Annotated in this window: 16 protein-coding genes; 9 read left to right on the top strand and 7 right to left on the bottom strand. The window is 55.4% G+C overall.

What is annotated here, in order from left to right:
• Positions 1 to 389: 389 nt before the first annotated feature.
• The 3 genes from SV7mr_RS05350 to hisE form a co-directional block, all read right to left on the bottom strand.
• A complete protein-coding gene (locus tag SV7mr_RS05350) occupies positions 390 to 740 on the bottom strand; it encodes a rhodanese-like domain-containing protein (RefSeq protein ID WP_145269907.1) in 351 nt (116 codons plus the stop codon).
• A 70-nt stretch (positions 741 to 810) separates the two neighbouring features.
• Complete coding sequence (gene hisG, locus SV7mr_RS05345; RefSeq protein WP_145269905.1) at positions 811 to 1674, bottom strand: ATP phosphoribosyltransferase; 864 nt, start codon at positions 1672 to 1674, stop codon at positions 811 to 813.
• Positions 1675 to 1781: 107 nt separating this feature from the next.
• Positions 1782 to 2183 carry a phosphoribosyl-ATP diphosphatase gene (gene hisE / locus SV7mr_RS05340; protein WP_145269903.1) on the bottom strand — a complete coding sequence of 134 codons (402 nt, stop codon included), beginning with the start codon at positions 2181 to 2183 and terminating at the stop codon, positions 1782 to 1784.
• A 601-nt stretch (positions 2184 to 2784) separates the two neighbouring features.
• On the opposite strand from hisE, the gene hisH reads away from it, so the two are divergent.
• Complete coding sequence (gene hisH, locus SV7mr_RS05335; RefSeq protein ID WP_145269902.1) at positions 2785 to 3414, top strand: imidazole glycerol phosphate synthase subunit HisH; 630 nt, start codon at positions 2785 to 2787, stop codon at positions 3412 to 3414.
• A 144-nt stretch (positions 3415 to 3558) separates the two neighbouring features.
• Here hisH and SV7mr_RS05330 read toward each other — a convergent pair whose 3' ends face one another.
• Positions 3559 to 7986, bottom strand: a complete 4428-nt coding sequence (locus SV7mr_RS05330; RefSeq protein WP_145269901.1) for a serine/threonine protein kinase — start codon at positions 7984 to 7986, stop codon at positions 3559 to 3561.
• Between the two features lie 217 nt (positions 7987 to 8203).
• Complete coding sequence (locus SV7mr_RS05325; protein WP_145269900.1) at positions 8204 to 8797, bottom strand: RNA polymerase sigma factor; 594 nt, start codon at positions 8795 to 8797, stop codon at positions 8204 to 8206.
• Between the two features lie 449 nt (positions 8798 to 9246).
• On the opposite strand from SV7mr_RS05325, the gene SV7mr_RS05320 reads away from it, so the two are divergent.
• Together SV7mr_RS05320 and SV7mr_RS05315 are read left to right on the top strand one after the other, a co-directional pair.
• Positions 9247 to 9933 (top strand): CAP domain-containing protein, encoded by a 687-nt coding sequence (locus SV7mr_RS05320; protein ID WP_145269899.1) that lies wholly within the window; start codon positions 9247 to 9249, stop codon positions 9931 to 9933.
• Positions 9934 to 10133: 200 nt separating this feature from the next.
• Positions 10134 to 11177: a hypothetical protein gene (locus SV7mr_RS05315; protein WP_145269898.1), complete on the top strand. Its 1044-nt coding sequence runs from the start codon at positions 10134 to 10136 to the stop codon at positions 11175 to 11177.
• Between the two features lie 72 nt (positions 11178 to 11249).
• On the opposite strand, the gene SV7mr_RS05310 is transcribed toward SV7mr_RS05315, so the two are convergent.
• Complete coding sequence (locus SV7mr_RS05310) at positions 11250 to 12056, bottom strand: sugar phosphate isomerase/epimerase family protein (protein WP_145269897.1); 807 nt, start codon at positions 12054 to 12056, stop codon at positions 11250 to 11252.
• Positions 12057 to 12477: 421 nt separating this feature from the next.
• The gene (locus SV7mr_RS05305) at positions 12478 to 15330 is read right to left on the bottom strand and encodes a 2-oxoglutarate dehydrogenase E1 component (protein WP_419188128.1); all 2853 of its coding nucleotides are present in this window, start codon (positions 15328 to 15330) and stop codon (positions 12478 to 12480) included.
• A 631-nt stretch (positions 15331 to 15961) separates the two neighbouring features.
• Between SV7mr_RS05305 and SV7mr_RS25095 the strand changes: the two genes are divergently transcribed.
• The 6 genes from SV7mr_RS25095 to SV7mr_RS05275 all read left to right on the top strand — a co-directional run bounded on the left by SV7mr_RS25095 (position 15962) and on the right by SV7mr_RS05275 (position 24974).
• Positions 15962 to 17308, top strand: a complete 1347-nt coding sequence (locus tag SV7mr_RS25095) for a hypothetical protein (RefSeq protein ID WP_419188127.1) — start codon at positions 15962 to 15964, stop codon at positions 17306 to 17308.
• A gap of 279 nt (positions 17309 to 17587) precedes the next feature.
• The gene (locus SV7mr_RS05295) at positions 17588 to 19996 is read left to right on the top strand and encodes a HEAT repeat domain-containing protein (protein ID WP_419188126.1); all 2409 of its coding nucleotides are present in this window, start codon (positions 17588 to 17590) and stop codon (positions 19994 to 19996) included.
• A gap of 170 nt (positions 19997 to 20166) precedes the next feature.
• Positions 20167 to 23202: a M28 family peptidase gene (locus SV7mr_RS05290; RefSeq protein WP_145269896.1), complete on the top strand. Its 3036-nt coding sequence runs from the start codon at positions 20167 to 20169 to the stop codon at positions 23200 to 23202.
• A gap of 53 nt (positions 23203 to 23255) precedes the next feature.
• Positions 23256 to 23603 (top strand): zincin-like metallopeptidase toxin domain-containing protein, encoded by a 348-nt coding sequence (locus SV7mr_RS05285; RefSeq protein ID WP_145269895.1) that lies wholly within the window; start codon positions 23256 to 23258, stop codon positions 23601 to 23603.
• Between the two features lie 18 nt (positions 23604 to 23621).
• Complete coding sequence (locus SV7mr_RS05280; protein ID WP_145269894.1) at positions 23622 to 23861, top strand: hypothetical protein; 240 nt, start codon at positions 23622 to 23624, stop codon at positions 23859 to 23861.
• A 462-nt stretch (positions 23862 to 24323) separates the two neighbouring features.
• The gene (locus SV7mr_RS05275) at positions 24324 to 24974 is read left to right on the top strand and encodes a hypothetical protein (RefSeq protein ID WP_145269893.1); all 651 of its coding nucleotides are present in this window, start codon (positions 24324 to 24326) and stop codon (positions 24972 to 24974) included.
• Positions 24975 to 25550 lie beyond the last annotated feature (576 nt).

Genomic DNA, 25550 nt, shown 5'->3' with positions numbered 1-25550 from the left:
TCGGTCGATTGCTGATAGATAGATAGATAGATTGGACTCACACGGCGTTTTCGGCGCAGCAGAGCACGCAACCCTTAGAAGCATAGAATAACAGCAACCCGCCGGCGGTTGACCATGGCGATCAAGTTTTCCAGGTCTTCTCGGTGAGGTTCAAACCTGCCTGCCGGCGGTTAGCCCGAAGCCGGTTTGATTTGGCTCGTGACAAGGTTCCTCTGACCGCCAATGCTCTTGTTCTGGCGGTCAACAACACCCCTTCACGCAAACGCATGGACCGGCGGGGATCCACATCAAAATTTCATCAGAAAGAAGCCAGTTCGTAGGGTGCATGCCTGCAAGCCCCAACGCACAAGATAACCTCCGACGGCAATTCGCGGCGTGCCGTGTGCAGATCAATACCGTGGGACGGCTTCGTCGATCTCAACGCTCCACTGGTCGATGCCCCCGGCCATGCTTTGCGTCTTGTCGAATCCCGCCGAACGCAGAGCGTGGGTGACTTGCAAGCTGCGCATGCCATGATGGCAATGCACCACGATCAAGCGTTCCTTGGAGGCATCCAGTTCATCCATTCGCTGCCCGAGTTCACTCATTGGAATCAGCGTACTGGATTCGATTTGGCAGGTCTCGTACTCAAATGACTCGCGCACGTCGAGCAACAAGAAATCCTGCTTGTTCTCCATCATGGCTTTGACTGCATGAACATCAATTTCCAGCGGCAAAGCCGCGTCTGTGGGACCGCTCATGAGTTAAACTTTCGGCGAAAGGGGCGAGACAGAGAAAGTAAATTCAGATCAGGAGATCTCGGCCGTCAAATTACAGACGGCAATTGGAAATCGTGGTTTGGAAAATAGCTGATGCTCCCAGACGCTCCAGCTTTTCCATCACATCGATGACTTCTTTACGACGAACCATCACGCGCACACTGCGCAGTGAATCGTCTTCTAATGTGCCGATGGTCGGCGAATTAAACCCTGGCGTCACCTTTTCTGCATCGACCAGCTTGGCAGCGGGAATATTGTATTCCAACAGCGAATAGTCACGGGCGATGACAACGCCTTCTAAGCGTCGCACCACGCGTTCGACCATCTCTGGATCACGAGGACGATCGTTTTGAATCAAGACCGTTTCGTAAGACCCGATCTCTTCCAAGATTTTCAATCGGTTGGCTGCCAGAGTGCTGCCTGTTTCGACCAAGTCAACGATCGCGTCAGCAACACCTAACTGAATCATCACTTCCACGGATCCCGACAGAGCGACCATGTGCGCCAAGGCGTTGTGTTGTCCCAGATAGGCCTTGGTGACATTGGGAAAACTGGTGGCGATGCGTTTGCCATCGAGCTGACGGGCCGATCGGATGTCGGAATCGTCAGGCACACAGATTGCCAAGCGACACTTCCCCACGCCCAGACGCATCCGTGTGCTCACATCCACATTGGCTTCTTCGACCAAATCGCTGCCGGTGAATCCCATGTCGATCGCACCTTCATGCACCAACGTGGGGATGTCATCGGTACGCAAAAAGATCAAGTCGATCGGCAGCCCACTGACCTTGGCGAACAGGCCACGATTCTGACGGCGAAAATTGAGTCCGGCCTGCAACAAGAGCTCGCCGGAGATTTCGCTTAAACGCCCTTTACTGGGCAAACCAATGCGAAGGTTATTGGATAATACTGGCATCTTAGCGGAGTCTTTGTTCGGGTAAGTCTTTGTCTCTGATCGGGATCTCAGCTCTGGCCACAGTGCTTGCCAAGCATGACCTGTCAAGCCGCCATGTCAGCAACGTCTTAGGCCTGGTTTCGGCTGGCCTTTTCATCCAGTCCTGACCGGCCTTCACGGCGAGCCAATTCTGCGGCCACTTCTTCGATGCGAACGCCTTTATAAGCCAGTAAAACCATGGCGTGATAAATGAGATCACCAGCTTCATAGACAAAATGCTCGCGGCCGGGGTCACCGCTTTCGTCAGCGGCTTCAATCATTTCCCCAGCTTCTTCGAGGATCTTGCGACCAATCTTTGGCGTCCCCGCCTCCATCAACTTGGTGGTATAGGAACCCGCAGGACGAGTTTCCGCTCGCTCAGCCAAAGTGTCCATCAAGCGAACCAGCGGCAACAGGGCCGCGTCAGGAGTCACATCGCTGGATTTCGCCGTGACATTGGCTGCAACATTCGCTGGGGATTCATCTGACATGACGCTTCAATCACGATACTCAAGCAGGGAGCCGTCTTTTTATCTTTTCAAGGAATTCGGATCCTAAGTCACCGCCCCGCCTGCGTCCACCTCCGATGAGCCAATCGCGGGAGAAATGCTGCCTCGCACCCCGAAAAAACAGGCCGCAAAGGGCTGCCAAGTCTCGAGAAAACGCTGTCCTCTCACTCGCTGTCCCCCCGCTCACGATCCTCTCTGCGTTCGCGGTGCGTGCTGGCCAGTCATCGTGCCGGAATTAGGCAACTGGCCGACAGACGACCGCCACCCACTGACTGAACCAGCCGACACGCCCCTCAGCGGTGCCGTCACCGCCGCTGGGAAAGAGACGTTGCTGGCGGAGATCATTCCCACCGCCAGAGGTGGAATAGCCGTTCGCTAAACCACAGAATTTAAGGCGTTTACGCAAATCGCAGCGACCGCTCGAACCTTGCACGCAGCCTTGTGCTCTAACGTTAGTTCAGATGTCTATTGGTCGACCAGGGCAGGGCACTCTACACTGTGATGAGAGCCACTGGTGATCGGCCCTAAGCACTTGACTGCCATGCTTCTCCTACCACCCATTCCTCTCGCCACGGATCACTTCATGATTACCATCGTTGATTACCAAATGGGCAACCTTCGAAGCGTCCAAAAAGCCATTCAACGAGTCGGTGGCGAAGCGGTGATCTCCTCGGATCCGGACCAGATCGCCAACGCCCAGCAATTGATTCTGCCCGGGGTGGGTGCCTTCGGTGACGCGATGAATGAAATCAATCGGCGCGATCTCGCGGGACCCCTGCGTGATTTCGCAGCCAGTGGACGGCCCTTTCTAGGAATCTGCCTGGGGCTCCAACTGCTGTTTGAAACGGGCTACGAACACGGCACACACCAAGGCTTGGGGATCCTTCCTGGCGATGTGGTTCGCTTTGAGCTGCCAGCCAAATACAAAGTCCCACACATGGGCTGGAACACCGTCCAAAAACAGTTTGAACTTCCCCTGTTTCAAGACCTAGCCGACGGCAGCCACTTTTACTTTGTGCACTCCTATTACGTTCGCCCCAGCGACCCGTCAGTGGTTGCATTAAAGTGCGGTTACGGCGATGACTTCTGTGCCATGGTCGCCAAAGACAACGTCTACGCGACTCAGTTCCACCCGGAAAAAAGTCAGACCAACGGTTTGAACCTGCTGCGTTCTTTCTATCAGCTCACCCATCAGCTGCCGACACCTTCCTGAGACGCACTGCCCGGTAAACAGCCACCAGACTGTTGCCCACATCACTTCCGCTGCAACCCACCGCTAGCGGTTTGGGGCGAATGCAGCGCCGCCGATCTTCGATCTGAGACGGCATTGGCGCTGCGACTTAATCGTCATAACGGTTTAGAAAATCCCGCCACCACCGACGGGGACTGGTGCGGCACTGCGTTTCTTTAGCTCGTCAACGCTGACATCCATGCGTTTGGCAAGCACGGTGTAACAACGCGCCAAAGTCTGCTGGCGATCCACTACGGCCCCAACAGTCTCTTCATAGGCGCTGTCTGAAGCCCACTTGCCGAGCGCTTCGGTGGCAAGCTCCAGATCCTGACTCTCACGGGCAATGAACTCCATCGAGATTGAGTTCACACCATGGATCAACACGATGCCACCGCCGGCGACCAAGATGCCCTGCGAACTCTGCCGGACGGTATCCCAAAACAATTCCGGTGAATGTTTGGCAAGCCCCTCCAAAGCCGCTTCGTAGCGAGCTTGAAACAAGCGGTCGCGTCGCTCGGATCCTGTCACTGAAACCAAGTTGCGAATCAACTGCCGCAAATAGCCATCGCTCACTGGGTCCTCCTGATGGAGAGCACTTGTGACAGCGGCGATGCAGTACTCACTTTCCAATCGCTCCAGACTGCGACCTTGCTGGTTTGGGATCGACCGCCCAGCATCGGTGCCCAAGTCTAGCTGACCACGGATCCGCTTCTGAAGCCAATCATCGAGTCCGGCAACTTCCAAGTCGTCTGACGACATCAGCAACATGGTCAACAAGAGACGCGCCAAAGGGCGTTGCCGATGTTGCCGCAGGGCGTGCAACGTTCCCTCTGGTGACGTACCGGCTTGCAACGTTTCGGTTTGCTCCCAGTTCTGCTGAACGGGCAACAGTTCTTGAACCAGCCGCCGAAGCTCTTGTTTCCCCTCTGCCGATTGAGTGCGTTGGTGCCAACGGGTAAACATCGCCTGACCTTCAGCGTTGGCCAGGCGAGTGCCACTTAGAAACTGATCCAGTGCAATCGTCAGCGCCATCACACGTCTTTCCTGGCCCGGCATTTCAACTTCAACAAACTCCGTCCCCAAATCATCAATGTAACGCGGCACAACGTCGACGAAATGCGCCATGAAGGCATGCGAGGACTCCTGTCTATTTTTTAACAACACGCCAGAATCATAGCGTTGTCCGATGTCGATTCCGCCCAGACGATCCGCGATCTCTATGGTCGCCTCTATTGCCTTCCGCCGCGTCTGCCGATCTGAATCGCGAGAAAGCAGTTCCACCGCGTCAACACCTTCGCAGATTTTGCGTATGTCTCGCTCACGGCTCATCTGTTCCATCCACCAAGCCAAGTCATGTCCCTGATACAACGGAACAGCGACCTCGGCGGGACGGCCTTCGCTAGCCTGGGAGGCACGATCCGCTTCGGCCTCTGGCGCAGGCCTGGATTCCATGGAAACCGCGTTGGCCGCAGGATCGGCGCCTGCTTCAGGCTGAATGTCGTCTGGCTGAACGACCTCTGCGCTAGTGATTGACGTTTCCGCGACCGCCGCGTCAACTTGCCGAGCGGCCTCTGCCAAGGAGACATCGAGTCGTTTAGCTAACGTTGCCGACCAGCCCGGAAAATCTTCAGCCGCGTAGCCGATGCGTTTGCCATCACCAAACTTCGCCTTCCACTGCCCAAGCACACTGACGACGACGTTCAAATCAGCCAGTTCGCTGACCAGCACTTCCATCGCCGTAGCTTTCACGAAGGGTGGAACCCATCCACCGCCGCCACCAAACCCGCCCATGCCGCCACCAAACCCGCCCATGCCGCCACCAAACCCGCCCATGCCGCCACCAAACCCGCCCATGCCGCCACCAAACCCGCCCATGCCGCCACCAAACCCGCCCATGCCACCAGCATGCATCTCTGGCGATGAAAGCGGATGTTCAGCCAAGATGGCCTCAATGGCCTGCACATAGGGCTTGGGCTTGATCTCGATCACGCCCGTCAAGGTTTGCCGCAATGCTCGATTGTGCAACGACTGCATGGTGGAGTAATGGTCATGGCTGACAAGTATTTGCACCAGCTGTGGTGTGATCAGGTCTTGGTACCGTTTCTCCTTGGGCTTGGCGGCCAGCATTTGAGCATAGAACAGCACTGCCACTCGGTCGACTCGAGCCATCCCGAAGCCACCGACGCCGTCCATCACGTTGCCAGACATCCCTGCTCCAGCGGCAGATTGCTGCTGTTCTTTTTTCAGTCCTTCCTCCACCCACTGCGAAACCAACGCTTTCCAATGAAACACCGTCACCGGCTCTTTTTCGGTTAACAGCATGACCGACAACGCGGCATGAAGGGCAGGGCGATGGCCAAAGTATTCGCCGAACATGGAGTCTTCGGTTTCGTACATGGCAATTTCTAGCAAGACGGCCTGCAGCTTGATTGCCTGCTCCCAACCTTGCTTGGTGATGATGCCTTCCAACCAGGAATCGCGGATCTTTTCATCGTCCCACGTGTCCAGCAAAGCACCGTCTAGAAACGAATGAACAGCCATCACGCAGGCGACCTTGGACTTGAAAGACCCCGCCTGCATTTCGCTGGTTAAGAAATCCGTCCCCAGATCGTCAATGTAGTAGGCCACCACCTCAAAAAACTGAGACATGAACTTCTCGGAGCGGCTTCCTGTATTGCCCAGAACTTTTCCACCGAGCCGGCGACTGAGCTGCACGGTGGCTTGGGCAGCCTGTTGACGTGCCTCAGGCCCCGCATCGCGAGAAAGCAGCTCAACGGCTTTCACGGCTTCACAGATCTGATCGATACTGCGTTCACGATCGATCCCCTTTAGCCACCAAGATAAGTCGTGTCCCTGATAGGTGAACGCCGAAGGCTCTGCAGTCGCCTCCTGTTTGGCAACGACCTGAACATCCTGCTGAGCACCACGACTAATGGTGACAACGCTCTCCGTCAACACCAAGGCATCACCGCCACCTTCAATTTCGATCTGATAACTGCCCTTGTACAGCCGGATACGATTGTCGTCGCCTTTGCGAACCGTCAATCGATCAATGACTTGATCCGACTGTTTGATTGCAACTTGCAGGCCATCATGATCACTATGGATTACCAGTTGCCCACGATCGGTTTCAATCTTGATCACGATCGCTGCAATCAACAGCAAAAAAGCACCGGCAGCTCCCATCAACCAGCGTCCAGCGCGACGCGGGGGATTGCCGGCGCCCGCAAGACTTGCGGGGATCACCAGACTGTTGGCGGTGCAAGAAGACTGTTCCTGACGCTGTTTGGCCTGACGCAGCAACCGCTTCAGATCAGCTCCTTCACAGAGGGACTCCAACCGCTGGGCCACTTCGCTGGCACTGCTGGGCCGTTTCTCGGGATCACGATCAAGCAACTCACTGACTAACTGTTCGACGTCGGGCTCAATTTCAGAGCAAGACTGCGACAGCGGTTTGGCGGCTTCACTGGTGATCGCCAGGACCTGCGCCGCCAAGCCATGTGTTTTGCGATGTGGGGTCGTGCCGGCAATCAGGCGATACAAACTGGCTCCTAAGGCATACAAATCCGAGGCTTGCCGCACGTCCCGGCTATCGGTTAACTGCTCCGGTGCCATGTAAGGCATCGTGCCCATCACGTGACCGACCGTTGTCAAGCGTTCATCAGCCGCCAACGGATCATCGCCATCGAGCACTAAACCAAGGTCCAAGACCTTGACCGACCCCTCACTTGTGAGCATCAGGTTCGATAGCTTGACGTCGCGATGGACCAAACCGTGGGCATGGATCTGAGCGATTCCCAACGCTGCCTGCCGAATCAGTTCACAGGCATCGTTAACCGCAATGGTTTTCATGGCCGTGGCAATCCGGCCCAGGTCCATTCCATCCAGGTACTCCATCACCAGATAGTGCCACTGATCTTGATGCCCGGCATCGGTCGCACGCACGACGTTGTGATGTTCGATCGCAGCAATACTGACCATCTCGCGATCAAAGCGATCCAACCACCCGCTTTCACTGATTCGATCCGGCGGCAAAACCTTGATGGCGCATTGCCGGCGCAATCGAATGTGCTCCGCTCGATAGACACTGCCCATGCCACCATTTCCGATCAGCTCTAGCAATCGGTACGGGCCCAGTTCAGTCAGCGGCAAAGCTGTTTGGTTGCGGCTGACTGATGCCCCGCCGCCAACCTCCTGCTGGGGCCCCTGGAGCACCTGGTCAATGGCTCGCTGACAGGCCGATTCACGCTCCAGTGATTCCACCGCATTCGGGGAGACATCGTGCTGATCAGAATTCACCCTGGCAACGCGATGCCTACCGCGACCGGCGACGTTGACTGGGTCAGCAGGTAATGGTGGCAAGGGCTCTAAATCCAGTCGCAGCCCATTCCACGCCGGCTTGGCCTCTTGGCTCAGTTGCTCTGCTGCTTGCTGACAGACTTGGCAATGATCCAAATGAGTGATCGCAGAATCAAAATCGGCCTCGGGCAAGTCCCCCGAAAGGGCGCGACGCAACTGCTTGGGGCTCAAGCAGGGCTGGTCAGTAGCAATCATCGTTCAGGCTCCTGAGAAAAGACACGCGTCGCGCCGAACACCGACAAACACGACTCTACCAAGCACAACGGAGCCATTGGACAGGAAAAGAATTTTTCTTGGCCAGTCGAAACACCGCAGTCGAAACACCGCAGTCGAAACACCGCAGTTGGAACCACGCACGGCCTGGCCAGCCAGTGGCTCACTGAACCGCTGCGGTTTGGCTAGGCAAAAATGCTCACTCCAACCCCTCAAGACGCTGTTTGAGTCGTTGCAGCACGCGAGCCCGGGCTTTGTAGACCGCCCACTTGGAGACTTCCATTTCTGCTGCCACGTCTTCCGGCGAGCGGCCGATCACAGTGGACTCCCAAAACATGCGCCAGCTACGCGGATCAAAGTCTTGCTCCATTAACTTCACCAACCGCCGCCTGGCACCACTGAGATCGACCTCCAACGAACTCGGTGGCTGCCCTTGCGCAACACGCTGCAACGCCAAGTTCGCATCCGTTCCGCCAACCACCGGCGGCTGCCGAGACGCGTTGCGAGCTTGATCACGAACCTTGTTCCGTGCAATCGTCCATAACCAACCGCGAAACGTTGCTCCCGTGCGTTGAGCATCAAAGTCTTCCAGCGCGTTGGCGACCGAGGCGAAGGTGTCTTGCACCACGTCAGCGGCATCAGCTTCCTGACAACCGCATTGCCGAGCCCAACTGTAAACCGTGGGGCCATACACTTGCACCAACTGCTGCCAGCCATCAGCGTTGCCATCACGAGCTCGTTGCAGCAAAGTGAGTGAAGTCGAGCAGTCATCGGGAGCGTGTCGCGTCGTCATGCCAGCCATTCTAGTCGGTTTCCCTCCGCCGCCGGGCAGCCCCAACGCGTTTGAACCAAGCCATCCCCGTCATCCATTGGACGCCTGTGATGAGGCGATGCCACGGCAAACGCCCCCCGCAAACCACTCCACTGAAAACACCGAACCAGTCCTGGAGCGGGGAGGCAATTCTTTTCGAATGAAAATTCCTGCAATTCAGTGCGTTCACCTAACCTGCGATGTGGGCGGCAGTAAGGCCGTGCCAAAACGCTCAATCGAAAAAATCTTCCCAATCCCTACAAACCACCCCCTTCCGCCAGGACAGGCACTTTGGATGCTAGTGCGACTTCTGAACGCCCAACTCTTCGTCGTCCAACGACAGCACGGTCGTGATTCGACAAACCAAGAGTCCTGATGCACGGGGGTGCCGGTATCGGAGGGGCGTTATCCCTTGTAAGAAAGAGAATTGAATGAGTTTCCGATTGCTTCGTCTCCACGGTTTCCGTGGACTGAGCTTGAATTTGCTGGGCACCGCGTTGCTGATCGCAGCGTGTCTGTTGTCCGACACCGTTCAAGCCGACGTCAAGAAAGCTGATCAGGCAGCCGCTGCCGATCAGACCGAACGGGTCACCACCACTCGGACTGAAAGCTACTGGTGCACAAAATGCAAAAGAAATCACACGCGGGTTGTGAATTACATCGTTGAGGAACCGATAAACATTTCGGTCGAGCCAACGACAGAGCAACCTCAACCGTCGGCAAGCAAGGCTACCGAAGAGCCAAACACTCCTGAGCCAAACATCGCTGAGAAAAGCAGCACTCCGCAAAGCGTGACTGTTTCTCAGCAATCTTCGACAACATCCGTTTTGGAAATGTTGAATGCGCAGCGCTCACGTCGCGGCTTAAGATCCTTGCAATTTGATGCTGACCTGCAACGAGTTGCAGAAATGCGTGTGTTAAAAATGGTACGCATGCGGATGAAGGGACACCCTCCAGGATCCTTTGCACCTGGACGCTACGAAGGCGTTGGCTGGACTTCAAACTCCAGCCCCAGTGAGATCCGAGCTTGTTACACCAGCAGCCCAAACATGCGTGCCGCCGGCGCCGCCATGGCACAGGGTCCCGATGGAGTCTACTTTGCGGTGGTCTATCGCTAATCAAACGTGTTGCTCTCTGGCAAAACACAAGGACGCGTTTCCAGAGCTCAACCATCCATCCATGCCATTCACTTGTCGATCATGGCCTGGATGATGCTCAAATTTGCCTGGGAACTGCGGGGCGATGGAACGCCCGCTCCCTGGCTTTCTTGATCTCTGCCGCCATTGCTTGCTGCGGCGTGCTTCTGGGACCAACCTCAATGGCTGATGCACAACCGGGCTCACGACCTGCTGTGCATCGCATCGGCCAGCCATCTTCCAACGGTCCACTGAAACTGCAAGCTCCTGAACTGACCCCAGACCGATCACTCAGACCGCTGCCAGGGCATTCCAGTGCTCCCACTGTCTCGGCAACAGAAACCATCAATCTAACGGCACCACCGTTATCGCTACCCGAACCACCGTCACTGCCAAACATCCAGGCCAAGCCCTGGCAGGCGGCTAGCGAACAAGACTCTGCTGCAACACCCACAAAGCCAAGCGATGACGCAGACGCCATCAACGAACAATGCCGCCGATCGATGCAACTCTTGCTGGACCTAGCCCTCGCACAACTGCCCCGCAGCTTCAGCGGTGACAGTCACTGGCAGGACACCAAAAAGATCTGGGCCGGTATCAAACTGCGCCGCGAAGGCCTAAAGATCGAAACCAAACGCCGCTGGAAGGAACGACGTCACGGATTACAAGTGCGTTATACCGTGACCAGCCAACGAGCCATCGAACAGAACGCCATTGATTTGAACATCGTTTCAGTCAACGCCGTTGGCAACGAGCAAGACACTGACGCCCCCACGGCAGTGGATCACTGGACAATCAGCTCTCGCATCACGGCGCCATTAGACTTTGTCGCTCGTGTGGAACAGTGGAACTATGGCGCTCGCATGTACAGCATCGAGATCAAAGGGGACATGCTAGTTCGCCTGGACATCAATGGTCAACTAGCAATCCGCCCCGAGTTCAGTGGGATTATCCCAGGAATTGAAATCGACCCCGACGTTGATAGCGCTCAACTGAACCTGCAACACTTTCATGTCGATCGCGTCAGCAAAATTGGTGGTGAAGTTGCCGAGCAATGGGGTGAAACCGCTGAATGGATGGCCAAGCGGATCTTTCGCGAAGACATCAACAACAAGCTGACTGAAAAACTCAACCGAGCCATCGACAAGAAACGCGATGACTTGGTGCTCTCGGCGAGTGACTGGATCGAGAATCTGGAGCACGACTCGTCGACCGCAACGCGTTAGTCACCGCAGCCAGTGGCGCAAGGAGACAGGCGTTTCGCTCTGGATCCAAAGATCACCAAATCGCCTAGCAACCTAAAAGGGGGCCAGGTCTCGGCTAAGGTAGTGCCGTGAATGATTCAGAATGTTTTCATAGCCCAGGCACTCGACGTCCTGACCCAGCAGTTCAATTTCCCAAGGCCCTTGATAGCCCAGGTCGCTGATTCGTTCCATCAACTTACGAACGGGGACATGACCATCGCCCAGCAAACAGCGATTCATTTCGCCGTGTGGACAATGCCTAGCGTCGCCCAATTGCACAAGGTGAAGATAGGGTGCAAGGTCAGGAAGCCAATCCCAAGTGTGGCGGTCCATCCCCACGTGATAGGTATCGAAATTCAATCCTAACGCGGGACTGGCAACACGTTCAATGATGTCCAGAGTCGCTTTCAAATCACTGAAGAAGGACCACTCACGGCCGCAACCAGGATGAAAGGGTTCCAAGGCCAGACGCACGCCGTAGCGCGACGCCACTGCCGCGACCTCGGTCAAAGCTTCGCAAAAGAAATTCCGCAAGTGGTTGTAGATGTGGCCTTGGCGACCGCCAGCAATCACAACAACGGTATCAATTCCCAATGATGCAGCATCTAATATCGCTTGCTTGGCATCAAGTATCGCTTCTTCAGTCGGCAGATCACCGCCGGTAAAGGGGCCCACCCACGACAAAGACGTCGGATGAATTTGATAATCGAGAAGCATCTCTGACACACGCTCGATGCCAAACTCTTCAACCTTCGGACGATAGAGACCGATACCACCAAACCCGTGCGAGGCATAGGCATCCACATCGGTCTCCAGATCCCACCGCAGCGTCGAGAGTTGACTTACCGAAATCTTGTTCATCCGTGCTTCGATCATTAATGGGCTTCGCAAGAGGCTGAATCAAGTTGGTGCTCGGCGATTGTAATCAATTGACACAACCACCGTAGCGCCAGCCTATTATTCTCAAGCCTGTTTTCTAATTCTTTTTTTCAACAACGAGCAAGACCGATTTGATGGCGTGATCGTCACCAGGTTTAACGGCGTGGACCGCCAACAAACTGTCGCATCAACTACTCCACCAAGAGTCGTAGCAAGTTCATACGATAGCATGGCAGCGGAATGCAATCGCGATTTGACCCTAGAAATGAAGGACGTGTTTCACGCCTCAATGAAACTTAAGCTGGCGACGTGCAGAGTCCGGCACTTGCAAACACCAAACTCTGCAAGCAACCGGAGCGTCCCCATCAGCGTGCTGCTGTAGCGTTGCTGAATTTGCTATCAACTAAAATCCGGCGAAGGCTTCGCCGATAAGCTCGGACTGTTCCAGCAAGTGAGCGGCCATACTACCGGTGCTGGGGCTGGCGGATTCTGCGCGCGTGATTGGCAACAGGTTCCAACCCAGCTCGCGAAGCCGATCGACGTAGGTCAATTTGATGTAGGGCCAAGCGCCCATATTCAAGGGTTCGTCTTGGACAAAGAACGCCTCCGTTCGGGCGGGGACGCCTTCTAAACCGGCCGCCAGTTCTTCAATGGACAAGGGGTACAATTGCTCGACGCGAATCACAGCCACTTGATCTTCGAGCTCGCGCTCTTTGCGTTCTCTGATCAAATCGTAATAGATCTTTCCCGTGCAAAGCATCACACGTTTGACTTTGGCGGGATCGAGCAACGGATCGGGCAGAATCTTCTTGAAGCTGCCTTCAGCAAGTTCAGCTCGTGAGCTAATCACTTCCGGAAGCCGCAACAAACTCTTGGGCGTCAAGACCACCAACGGCTTGCGCCATTTGCGGATCACTTGCCGTCGCAACAGGTGGAAGTATTGCGTGGGAGTGGTTGGCTGGCAGACTTGAATGTTCTGTTCAGCAGCCATGGCCAGAAAACGCTCAACTCGAGCGCTACAGTGCTCTGGCCCCTGACCTTCAAAACCGTGCGGCAACAACATCACCAAGCCGCTGAGCCGATTCCATTTATCCTCGGCACTGGCAATGAACTGATCAACGATGACTTGTGCACAGTTCCAGAAATCACCGAACTGAGCCTCCCAAATCACCAGGTCATTCGGTGCATCCAGGGAGTAACCATATTCAAAACCGAGCACACCGGCTTCACTAAGCGGGCTATTGTGCAGTTCAACTCGAGCCTGATCGGGACGCAAATGGGCCAGAGGCATGTAGGTTTCGCCGGTCTTCACATCGTGCTGCACCGCATGCCGCTGTGAAAACGTCCCGCGTTGGCAATCCTGGCCCGTGAAACGCAGCGCGTGACCGCTGGTCAGCAAGGTTGCAAAGGCGGCTAGCTCGGCGGTTGCCCAGTCAAACGATCTCTCACCTGCCGCCATGCTGCGGCGATTGGCGATCAATCGCTTCATTTTCTTGTGCGACGTAAACTCGTCGGGGAATCGCGTCGCCGCATCAACCAGCTCGCCAAGCAACTGCTCATCGACCGTGGTGTCCGTCGGCTCGGTGGGTTCCTGGCCGCCAAAGAATTCACTCCATCCAGCAGCCAATGTCTGCGTATCGGGGACAAAGGACTCGTGTTTACTGGCTTCGAACTCTGATTCCAGCTTGTCGGTTCGCTGCTGCTGAATCACCTCGGCATCTTCGGCAGAAATCTTGCCCAGTTTTTCCAAGCGACTGAGGTACTGATCACGAACCGATGGACGGCGATCAATTTCTCGATACATCCGCGGCTGGGTAAACCGAGGCTCGTCACCTTCGTTATGCCCCCATCGACGGTATGCATAAAGGTCAATCACCACGTCACGCTGAAACTGATCACGGAAGTCCATGGCCAAGTTCACGACTTGAGCAACCGCCTCGGGATCTTCGCCGTTGACATGGAAAATCGGGATCTGCAACATTTTGGCAACATCAGTGGCATAGGTCGCACTGCGGCCTTGCTGCGGTTCGGTGGTAAAGCCAACCTGGTTATTGATGACAATGTGCAGCGTACCACCGACGCGATAGCCATCCAACTGGCTCAAGTTCAAGGTCTCTTGAACGACGCCTTCGCCGGCAAACGCGGCGTCACCGTGCACCAAGATGGTCATCGCTTCGCGACGCGCGGTATCGCCACGATGATCTTGCTTGCAGCGGCAGCGGCCCATCGCGACCGTGTTAACGTATTCCAAGTGGCTGGGATTGAAGCACAGTGAGATGTGCAAGTGATCTCCGCGAGCCGTTTTCCAGTCGCTGCTATATCCAAGGTGATAACGGACGTCGCCACCACCACGGCTGAGCTCTGGATTGGGATCGTCGAACGACCAAAAGATATTCATCGCTCGCTTTTTCAAGATATTGGCCATCACGTTCAGACGACCGCGGTGCGCCATCCCCATGACCACTTCTTTGACGCCATGCTCGCCGGCTTTTTCCAAAGCCAAATCGATCATCGGTATCAGCGTTTCAGAACCTTCCAATGAAAAGGTCTTGGCACCCACGAACTTGCGGCGGACGAATTCCTCAAAAATCGAAGCATCTGCCAAACGAGCATAAATTCGACGCTGGACTTCGCGCGGCAATTCCAACCGGTTTTCAGTGCTCTCCATGCGCTGCTGCAACCAATCGCGAATGTTGCGATCGTCGATGTGCATGAACTGAGCGCCGATCGAACGACAATAGGTGTTTTGAAGCTTTTGCAGAATCACATCCAGCGTGTCGCCCTGAACGTGCTTGACCGCATTGGAATCCAAGCGTCGCTGCATGTCTTGATCGCTCACGCCGTAACGCTGCGGGCTGAGCTCGGGTGGTTCGCGATGAGCAATCCCCAAGGGATCAAGCTGGGCCTTTAGGTGACCACGAACGCGGTATTCACGAACCAACTGGTTCACGCGATCCTGCATCCGTGACATCCACAGCGCTTGATCGGTCTCCAAATCGCCGCTGGACCCTGCCGTGCCGTTCAGCACAGCCCCATTGCCGTTGGCTGCGACTGCCCCGGCGGCAACTGCGCTGCGACTGGAGGTGGAATGCCCCGCTTCAGCCTTTTTGGACTGCGGGCTCGTTGGCGATGCCACCAAGAATTGTTCGAAATATTGCCTCCAGGTCTGAGAAACACTGGAAGGGTCTTGAACGTATTGGACATACAGGTCGTCGATGTAGTCCAAGCTGTAGCTATTCATATCAGCCGATGCCATGAAGGCGTTGCAAAGTCACTGATCGGGCGGATTCTTTACGGCGATGTTCCCAGTCGCTTGATAGTGAATCAGCAGTGATCCCTATCAGTGTTTGGGATTGTAGCGAGAATGACCGATTGTAAATCTCCACTGGGGAGGTCGCACAGCAGAAAACTCTAATTCGTCGCCAATTTAGAACGTTATTCTCCAATATAGGTTCCGCGTCAATCTGAATGGGGCGCTCTGCCCTCACAGAATAGAAAACTACTTTAGAACAGCAACACAACGAGGGTAATCATTAGGGTCCCGCTCGCCCAACGCAGTGCCAACGGGTCGCTGACGACAAAGTGATGAATCTACTCACACCCGGTTTTCGCGATGCAAACCAGCGGAGAACACAACCATCGCGCTGGATGACTCGCCGCGTTTAACACCCGGGCATGCGAACTGCGACAGAGCAGGGCAGTCACCTCCAGCAGAAACTGTTGTTGGCCAATGGCTGTTCAACATGTTATGGTGCCTGCTAGTTCCCCCAAGCGACCCGTACAAACTGCCCTGCATGTCGCACCCGGTGCGAATGAGCCAATTCAATCCGCTCAGCGCCAAGTGCCCAATGAGTGCAGTTCATCCCAACAAAATACCGGACCTGGCTATGAAGACTCGCCTCGACCTCAATACTCTGCCGACCCTGCGCGACGGCAAGCCTTTTGGTCAACTCCGACGACACCTGGGCACAGGCGGTGGTTGCCTGCTGTTGCTGTGCTGGTGCACGACATCGTTCACTTGGGCAAAACCCCCAACTGAAAACACGCTGTCTGAAAACACGCCTGTCTCCACCGAACCCACAACGACCGCGCCGTCTCCACCGTCAACCCCAGCCCAAGCCCCAGCCCCAGCCTTCGAGATCAAACTCCCCGAAGGCCCATTCGTCCATGTCCAACGCAATGGCCAATCGGACCGGGCAGCGATCGAGTTGCTCAAGGCAGCCATTCGCGGCGAAAAAGTCATGACCACCGACCCGATGATGCAAACGGCTTTGCGAATGATTGCAGAATCACCGCAATTACTGCCCAGCGCTGAATCGGCAACGGTTCAATCAACGCAGGTTGAATCGGCAAAGGATAAATCAGCAACGAACAGCCAGCCAACAGCGAACCGCCCGACGCTCGACGAAGAGATCTCCATTGATCTGCAAATGCCTGAACCCAACACGGCGCGCAGTACCGTGACGCTGCAGGCAACGATCCAAGAACACCAACACGATCACGCTCATGACGATCACGCTCATGACGATCACGCTCATGACGACCACGCTCATGACGACCACGCTCATGACGACCACGCTCATGACGACCACGCCCCTCAAGCCATGCGCGGCAATCCGTCCCTCTTCATTCTGACCCCGGACGGAAAACGGAAACGCATCCTGATGACCCAACCTGGCCCCCAGGGCACCCCTGTGCTGCCTTCCCAAGCTCAATCGGAAAATCACGCCCCCCAGCCTCCTCGGCCCACTTATCAGCCGCCCCCACGCTACCAACCGCGTCCATCCAACGGCAGCCAACCGAGCAAGATTCAGGTCTACACGGCGCCGCGCTCTAGCCTTTCGCCAGCGATCACCCCGCCGACTTCCGCGTTTGCCCCGCCAGCGATTCCCCCGCGACCCTCCGCGATCCTCCCGCCAGGGCCCGACACGAATTACAAACTGGCCGAATCGCTCTTGCGATCAGCCCGCCTGCTGGAGGCGGCCGACGGCACCCCAGGTCGAGAACAGTTGATCCGTCATCTGCGCACCGAGGCGGCTTCAATCCTCCGTGGTGGCCCAACGCCGCAAGCGGTCTATCCCGTCCCCTACACGCCCAGACCGACGCCCCCCCAAGGGCGATCGCCGGTGCCCTCACTGCCACCAGCTTATCCACCCCCCCATCGGCCCGAGCATTCGCCAAAACCAAAACTTCTTCATCAACCCAAGCCAGCAAAGCCGGATCTGAAGGATTGAACGGTGGAGCGAACGCGACGATTTGGGTAGACTTGAACCAGATGATCTAACGGTCGTCTGGTTGCTTTAATGCGGCCCAGCAGAGCCCCGGCACAAAGCCAAGTCCCAAAGGCTGGCGCAGACGCCCTGTCTGCACGGAACGAGCAATCGTCCAGACTTGCGTGCTGATGATGATGGCGATCGGCCCAAAGAGCTCAGGTTCCTTTGGGGTGCACGCGCATCCGCGAGTCCCAGCTGTCCGTCGACGCCCTTCCTCACTCTCTTGCCGAACGCACCGCAGTGCCCAAGTCCGCTTCCAAAACCACTTCAGACGATTCGCTACAATCGGCCGCCAGCTTCACGCCGCTGTGGAAACGCAAACCTTTCTGGAGCGGTCTCTGCTTGCTGGTCCTCGCCAGTGGTTTGGTCTTTGCAGATTACTGGGTGGCAATGCCCGACGGCGTCCAAGCCACCTTCATCGGGCGATCGAGCTGCGTGGAGTGCCATCAGAAAGAGGTCGAGGCGTTCACCGGATCGGACCATGACAAAGCCATGGACCTGGCGACCGAAGACACCGTTCTGGGCGACTTCAACGATGTGATCTTTGAGCACGACGGACTACAGAATCGACTGTTCCGCGACGGCGATCTTTTTCTGGTCAACACCGAAGGCCCCGACGGCGAAATGCACGACTACGAAGTCAAATATGTCTTCGGTGTCTATCCGCTGCAGCAATACATGGTCGAGTTTGATCGCAGTGACGATCAGCCAGACTGCGAAGTCGCGCGACTGCAGGTGTTGCGAATTAGCTGGGACAGCAAAGACAATCGCTGGTTCTATTTGCGACCACCAGATGTTACGGACAAGCTAGCCGCCGATGACCCATTGCACTGGACCGGTATCGCGCAGCGCTGGCAAACGATGTGCGCGGACTGTCACTCGACCAACCTAAAGACCAACTTTGATACTCAAACCCAGTCCTACCACACAACGTTTTCAGAAATCGACGTCAGCTGTGAAGCCTGCCACGGACCGGCTTCGCTGCACGTCGAACTCGCTCGTAAAAAGTCGCTGTTTTGGGACCGCCGCTATGGTTATGGACTGACCAAGCTAAAAGGCGAAAGCAACGAACCACAAATCCAAACCTGCGCTCCCTGCCACAGTCGTCGCAGCCTGCTGGACACTGAATTTGCAGGTGGGGCGACATTCCACGACCACCTGCGTTTGTCGAATCTGGACGAACAAACCTACCATGGTGATGGACAAATTCTTGATGAAGTCTATGTCTATGGCTCGTTCATCCAAAGCAAGATGTATCACAAGGGGATCCGCTGCTCTGACTGCCATGATCCGCACTCTCTGAAGCTCAAGCATGATGGCAACAACGTTTGCACGTCCTGCCATCAGCACGCTGCCGGCAAATACGATGTTCCTTCGCACCACTTCCATGCTCCTGGAACCGCAGGTGCCCAGTGCGTCAACTGCCACATGCCACACACCACTTACATGGAAGTCGATCCGCGCCGTGACCATAGCTTGCGTGTGCCCCGACCGGACTTGTCGGTCCAACTTGGAGTGCCCAACGCCTGCAGCCACTGCCATGTGAAAGATCGCTTGCCTGAGATCACCCCCCAGCACAGCCAGTCCCTGCAAGACAAGGAGTACTCGCTCTGGCTCCGTGATGCTCGCGAAAACCCCGATCAAGTCGTTGGCAAAGACGGCCAGACCCTAGAACAACTGATCCAAGCGACCGACAAGTGGTGCGATGATGCCTGCGAGAAATGGTACGGCGAGAAACGCTTTCGACAGCCACACTTCGCTGAAGCATTGGTGCCACTGCGAAACGGGCAGCGCGAAGGCGTTCGCAAAGCCATTGAATTCCTAAACAAGAAAGATTTCGAATCGCCCGCGATCGCCCGCGCCACCTTGTTAGACCAGTTAGCAGCAATGGGACTACGGCAGATCGATGTTCTTGCCACGACCATTGTTGAAGACGACCAGGAACACCCAATCGTTCGCGCGGCCGCTGCGCGAGCACTGGCTCGGGCCAACCCGCAAAAAACTTATGACGTGTTGACCAAGTTGCTCTCCGACAAGGATCGCTTGGTTCGTCTCGGTGCAGCCCAATCGATCCTGCAGTCCGGTGTTCTCGCTCAGCTGACCAAATTGGATCGCATGAAGTTTGATCGTGTGCTGAAAGAATTGAAACAGGAATACAGTGTCCCCGCTGATCGCGCCGGGGCGCACTTGTCCTGGGGTTCCGTCCAAGAACAACTTGGCTTCCTGGAACAACAACGCAATCAAACGCCACCAACTGACAATCGTTTCTTCAAAGAAGCCATTGAGAGCTACCGCACAGCGATTGAAATCGAACCCAAAACAACAGGCGCTCGCAGCAATCTGGCGTTCCTTCTGGAGAACATTGCCCAGTCGTTGCCAGCCAATCAGCAACAGAAACTGATGGCTGAAACCAAGCGACTGCGCAGCGAAGAATTGCCACTGATTGCCCGTGATGCCAAACTGGCCCCTAACTTGGCAATCCTGCAGTATCGCTACGGCCTAGCGCTCTACACCGACGGCCAATGGGAACTGGCGTTTGAGCGACTTAAGAAAGCGGCCGAACTGGATCCACAGAATCCAGACTACCAATCCGTCTTGATGCAACTGAAGCAAAAGCTCGACCAGCGAGATTCGCAACCACCTCAGTGACCTTTGCTCACCCGCCGGCGTTCCCTCGGCGGCCCGACAAGCGGGGAGGATTTCAGCCAAATTGCTGGATTCCGCCAGAGCCACTGAAATCCTTCTGTTGCCCAGCGTTTACAATCGCTCATCAGCCCGTTGACGTTCAGAACTCACCTCTTTATTGATCACGCAGCACCATGAACTCTCTCAAACAGGTTGCCTGGATAGCACTGGCTTCAGTTTCCTTTTTGCCTGGCAATCTTGCCATTGCTCAAGAACCCGAATCGACGTCCAATCCTGATGCGGAAGCCGAGCTGATTGCCAACACTCAGCAACTGACGTTCGAAGGCTTGCGTTCCGGCGAAGGCTACTTCAGTGCCGATGCCACCAAGATGGTCTTTCAAAGCGAACGTGATCCCGCCAATCCGTTCTACCAGATCTTCTTGATGGATCTGTCCAACGGTGATATCGAAAAGGTGTCAACCGGACAAGGCAAAACCACCTGCGCTTGGATCCATCCCGATGGCGAACAGATCTTATTTTCGGGGACACACCACGACCCGACGTCAGTAGAACAACAGAACAACTTGCTTAAGCTTCGCCAGGAAGGCAAGCAACCACGGTATTCGTGGGACTATGATCCTGAATTCGACATCTACATCCGACAGCCAGGCGGCGAGCTAAAACGCATCACCAAGGCGCGCGGGTATGACGCCGAAGCCAGCTTTAGCCCCGATGGCAAACAGATTGTCTTTGCCAGCAATCGATCCGCCTACGATCATGCACTCAGCGAGCGTGAACAGGAACTGCTTAGAACAGACAAGTCATACTTCATCGACTTGTACATCATGAACTCCGATGGCTCAAATCTGCGTCGATTGACCGATGTGGCTGGCTATGACGGCGGCCCTTTCTTTTCCGCTGATGGAAAACGCATTTGCTGGCGACGTTTTGCCGAAGACGGCGCGACGGCTGAAATTTACACGATGAAAACCGACGGCAGTGACGTTCGCCGACTGACGAATCTTGGTGCCATGAGCTGGGCGCCTTATTTCCACCCCAGCGGTGACTACTTGGTCTTCACCACCAATAAACATGGCTTCGCAAACTTTGAACTGTACTGTGTTCGCGCAGACGGCAACGGCGATCCAGTTCGGGTGACCTACACCGACGGCTTTGATGGCCTGCCGGTCTTCCTGCCAAACGGGAACGAAATCTCTTGGACCAGCACTCGCACCCCAGAGAAACGATCGCAGATCTTTCGCGGCCAGTGGAACGACAGCGAAATGCGAAAACGCCTGGGACTGATCGATCAACCCTCAAGCGGCCAAGAGGAGAACGCAGCGGACCGACAGGCAGCCTTGGCAGCCCGAGAAAACGCAACGGCTGAATTCTCTCCCGCCGATATCGCTCGACACATCGATTACTTGACCAGGCCTGAACTCGAAGGCCGACTCACCGGCACCGAAGGCGAGCGCCGCGCGACCGCTTACGTGGCTGCTTACCTGCAAGCCTTGGGCTTCGAACCTGCTGGCGAGAACGGCACCTACTTCGACAGTTTTGAATTTCCGGCCGGTTGCTCGATCGCAGATAAGAGCACGCTAAAGATTGGCGACACTGAGCTCGTCCTGAACAAAGACTGGCGGCCGATGGCGTTTTCTGCAGACATCAAAATTGAACCTGCCGAAGTAATGTTTGCTGGCTATGGAATCCAAGTCGAAGGCAACGACAAAATCAGCCCGTATGACAGCTATGTTCACTTGAACGTCGCCGGTCGCTGGGTATTGGTCTTTCGCGATTTACCCCAAGACATCACTCCCGAACGCCGTCAGCAATTGGCGCGGTTCAGCAGCCCTCGTCGAAAGGCAACCTTGGCCCGCGACCTCGGTGCCAAGGGAATTATCTTTGTCAGCGGACCCAACAGCAAAGTCCGCAACGAATTGCTTCGCTTCGACAATGCAGCTTCCTCATCCGGCATCAGCATCGCGGCGATTTCGATGACCAATCAGATGGCTGGCAAACTGTTTGGCAGTGACGATGGCACGCTGAAGGAACAACAGTCGGCACTCGATGACGGCTCCCTGGCGATGGGCTACCTGATGAGCGGCGCCAAAGTCGCTGCAGACATCGCCATTGAACGCCGCACGGGGATCGGCCGTAACGTCGTGGCTCGACTTCCAGCAACGCCTGGCAAGCACACCTATCCGATGGTCATGCTGGGGGCACATATCGATCACCTCGGCCGCGGCGGTGGCAGCAATTCACTGGCAGTCGATGAAGAACGCGATCAGATCCACCAAGGTGCCGACGACAACGCTTCCGGTGTCGCCGCGATTCTAGAGATTGCGGAATTCATTGCCGACCAAAAACAATCCGGCAAGCTCACCGCCAAACGCGACTTGATGGTCGCCGCCTGGAGTGGCGAAGAACTGGGGCTGTTCGGCTCACAAGCCTTTTTAGAATCCTTTGACAAGCTCTTCCCTGATGCTCCCCAAGCAGTCGTTGATCCCGAAGCAGAGCGGATGGCAAAAGCGCACGGCATGAGCCCTCAAGCCGCGCCGCTTTCCCCCGCAATCGCTGCGTACTTGAACCTCGATATGGTTGGCCGTTTGCGTGAGAGTTTGGTGATCCAAGGTATTGGATCCTCGCCCGGCTTTGAAGGCTTGGTGAAACGCCGGAATGTCCCCGTTCGATTGCCGCTCACACTCGATCGCACCAGCACCAGCCTGCCAACCGATGCCTCCGCATTCGCCGCTCGCGATGTGCCAATCCTCTCTGGCTTCACCGGAGCTCACGAAGACTACCACACACCGCGTGACACCAAAGAAAAGATCAACTATGAAGGGAACAGCCAGATCGCACACCTGTTCGCCTTGCTCACCCGAGGCTTCCTGGCCGATAGCAACGTCCCTGAGTTCAAGCTGGATGAAGGCGAACAGAAAAAGGAAACACCGCGCGTTCGCTTAACCGCCTACCTCGGCACCATTCCAGACTACGCCGCCGGTCGGATCAAGGGAGTGAAGTTAAGTGGCGTGACTCGAACCGCGCCCGCTGACCAAGCGGGCATTCAAGGCGGTGACGTAATCATCAGCTTGGCCGGAAAGAAGATCGAGGACATTCAAGACTACACCTACGCAATCGAAGCCTTGAAGATCGGCGAAGCAGTGGAGATTGAAGTCATGCGTGGCAAGAAAAAGCTCAAGCTAAAGATCGTCCCCGGCTCACGCGAATAGCCCCCGCAACCAAACACCCCCCATCATCCATCGCCCCAAGTAGGGTAGATCTAATGGATGAAGTTGGCCAACTTGGCGGCGAACTGTTCCCGAAAGAGAAGATTCCGGCCTTGGTCAAGTACCTCGACCGCAGAGGCATCTATCTTCACGAAGGAATTAACGGCAGCTTCGACGGTGTTCGTGGCGTGATGACACTGCCAAGAAATCCCACGCGATTGAACGTCAGGCACGAGCTTGCCCATATGCTTGACTACAAGAAGTACGGAGACGATTACTACAAGCTGTTCACGCCCGCGCAACGTGAACAAATGGTTTTGGAGAGACTCAAGAACAACCGAATCTGGGAACAATTGAACGACCTTGAGCGTGATTGGTCGCTGAACTACCCGTCTACGAGGTAACAATTAGGAGTACAAGCTATGAGTACGATTACTAAAATTGAGCTGGCCGTTGAGCTGGCAGAACGGATGATGAAGGATCGCGGCTATGGACACGGTGCTTGCCTCGGCGTGAGTCTGAAAGATGGAGCCGCAGAGACTTGGCAGGTCGAATTCGCATACGAAGGGATGACCGATCGCAGTGCAACGACTGATCCACCGTCAATCGTTCTCGCCGTCAACTTATCCTCAGAGGAGGTTCGGCCCGTCGAACTGATGTAGCCTTGCCCCAAATCCGACACTGCCACGTACTCTTTCGCAGCAGCGAGAACTCGCAAGAATTACGAGCGAAGTGCGCGGGGAACTGGTAAACAACTTTGACGTTCTGGCGAGAGAGCTTTCACCGAGTCAGATTAGGGCGATTGCTGACGAACCTTGGCGAATGCAGCTTTTCTTCGGTACTGCGTAAGAAAGCAGGGTTGCTTCTCGAGTGCGGCAGGCTGTCAGAAGCAATCCAGATAGTGTTCTGAGCGATGTTCGCTGGACCGGTAGGACAAATACTCCTCAGGATTTCATTGGCCCCGGCGGGCACGGATTTGATGTCACCGGCGGCAGCCCTTCATCAATTCGGACGCACTTTGCTAGGCCAGAAGTGGATGCGGTGATCACTTACGATTCAATTCCGCGTGACCTGGGCCGAAGATTTATCCAATCACTCGATGAATAACGACGGAGAGACTGCGAATGACACAAGTTGATTTTCAAGATGACGGAAGTGGGAATCCTGTCCTTTCAAACCGAGACTTTGAACAGGCTGAGTTCTCTGACTTAACAGTCATGCCGCCTCAAGGAAAAATCGCCACGGTTGAGAATGTCAAATTCATCAATTGCAGGGTAAGCCCGGGCACTTGTGTAATGACGAGTGATGTTGTCCTCGACAACGTCGTTTTCTCAAACCTTGATTGCGGTGATGCACTTAAGATAAGTTCGGAAGCGACATTGAGGAGAGTTGTCGTTGCTGGTGAGAGTCCCTCGTCCCTAGTTGTACAACCGGAATTTGAAGATGATTTTGTCGTGCGGCCTCCAGAGGACATTGATTTTCAACTTGATGTTTCTGAGTTCAGCGGAAGCGTTTGCATTGTTGGCCTGTCAGGAAGCTTGATTCGGAAAGACTCAAATCGACATGTTGTCGTCAAGTCATCCTGGAAAAACGAAGTAGATTGGAAGACACTGGGTATTGGGCCGTTCAGTTACTGGAGAATATTTTTAAAGAAGCTATCCGTGTTTAATGTTCCGGAAGGGGTTTTGAGCCTGCCGCCATCAACAGACAAGCATTACTCTGAGACGATCGACGAAATGAGCCGAATGGAAGGTGCAGGAGTGTGTTTCACCTGACTCGGGCCGCGACAAACGATGCAACCGAAGCGTGTGATTAGGGGATGCCCCATCTGGTGTTAAAATACTTGATGATCTCTTTGGTGATTACTTGCATGAGCTTATAGGCGGCGAACCGATTAGGCGCCATTGCCCCTAGGCCGTGGCTGAGACGCGATCAAAGCCGGCAGGTCTTCAACGGTCTCATGCAGGCTCGTCAAGGCCTCGGCAATGGAACCACGAAGGACACGATGAGCACGAAAGACTCGTGGGGGGATTGCTCGCACCAACCGAGTTCAACGTTCTTCAAAACATTGGTGCGTGCAAGCACGGACGCCCGACGTCTGTGACCTGAATGTCTTCAAACAAGCGGTCCTAGAACGAGGCTTCGAGGCAAAGGTGACCGAAGCCAACCATTGAATATTCGCGACAGGACTTCGGCTGATGTTCCAACTGACAACGACGACCAAACGACTCTCCATGAGGACAAAAGAGAGAAGGGGCGTTGACAACCGTTTCACCCTCACCTCGCTTAGACTCGACTCTTCCGCCAGCGGGAGAGTGCAGTCAACCTACAATCAGGCACTGCAAAGAAAC

This window comes from Stieleria bergensis (genome assembly GCA_007745635.1).
Lineage (GTDB): Bacteria > Planctomycetota > Planctomycetia > Pirellulales > Pirellulaceae > Stieleria > Stieleria bergensis.
This window is presented reverse-complemented; position numbering and strand designations above follow the sequence as displayed.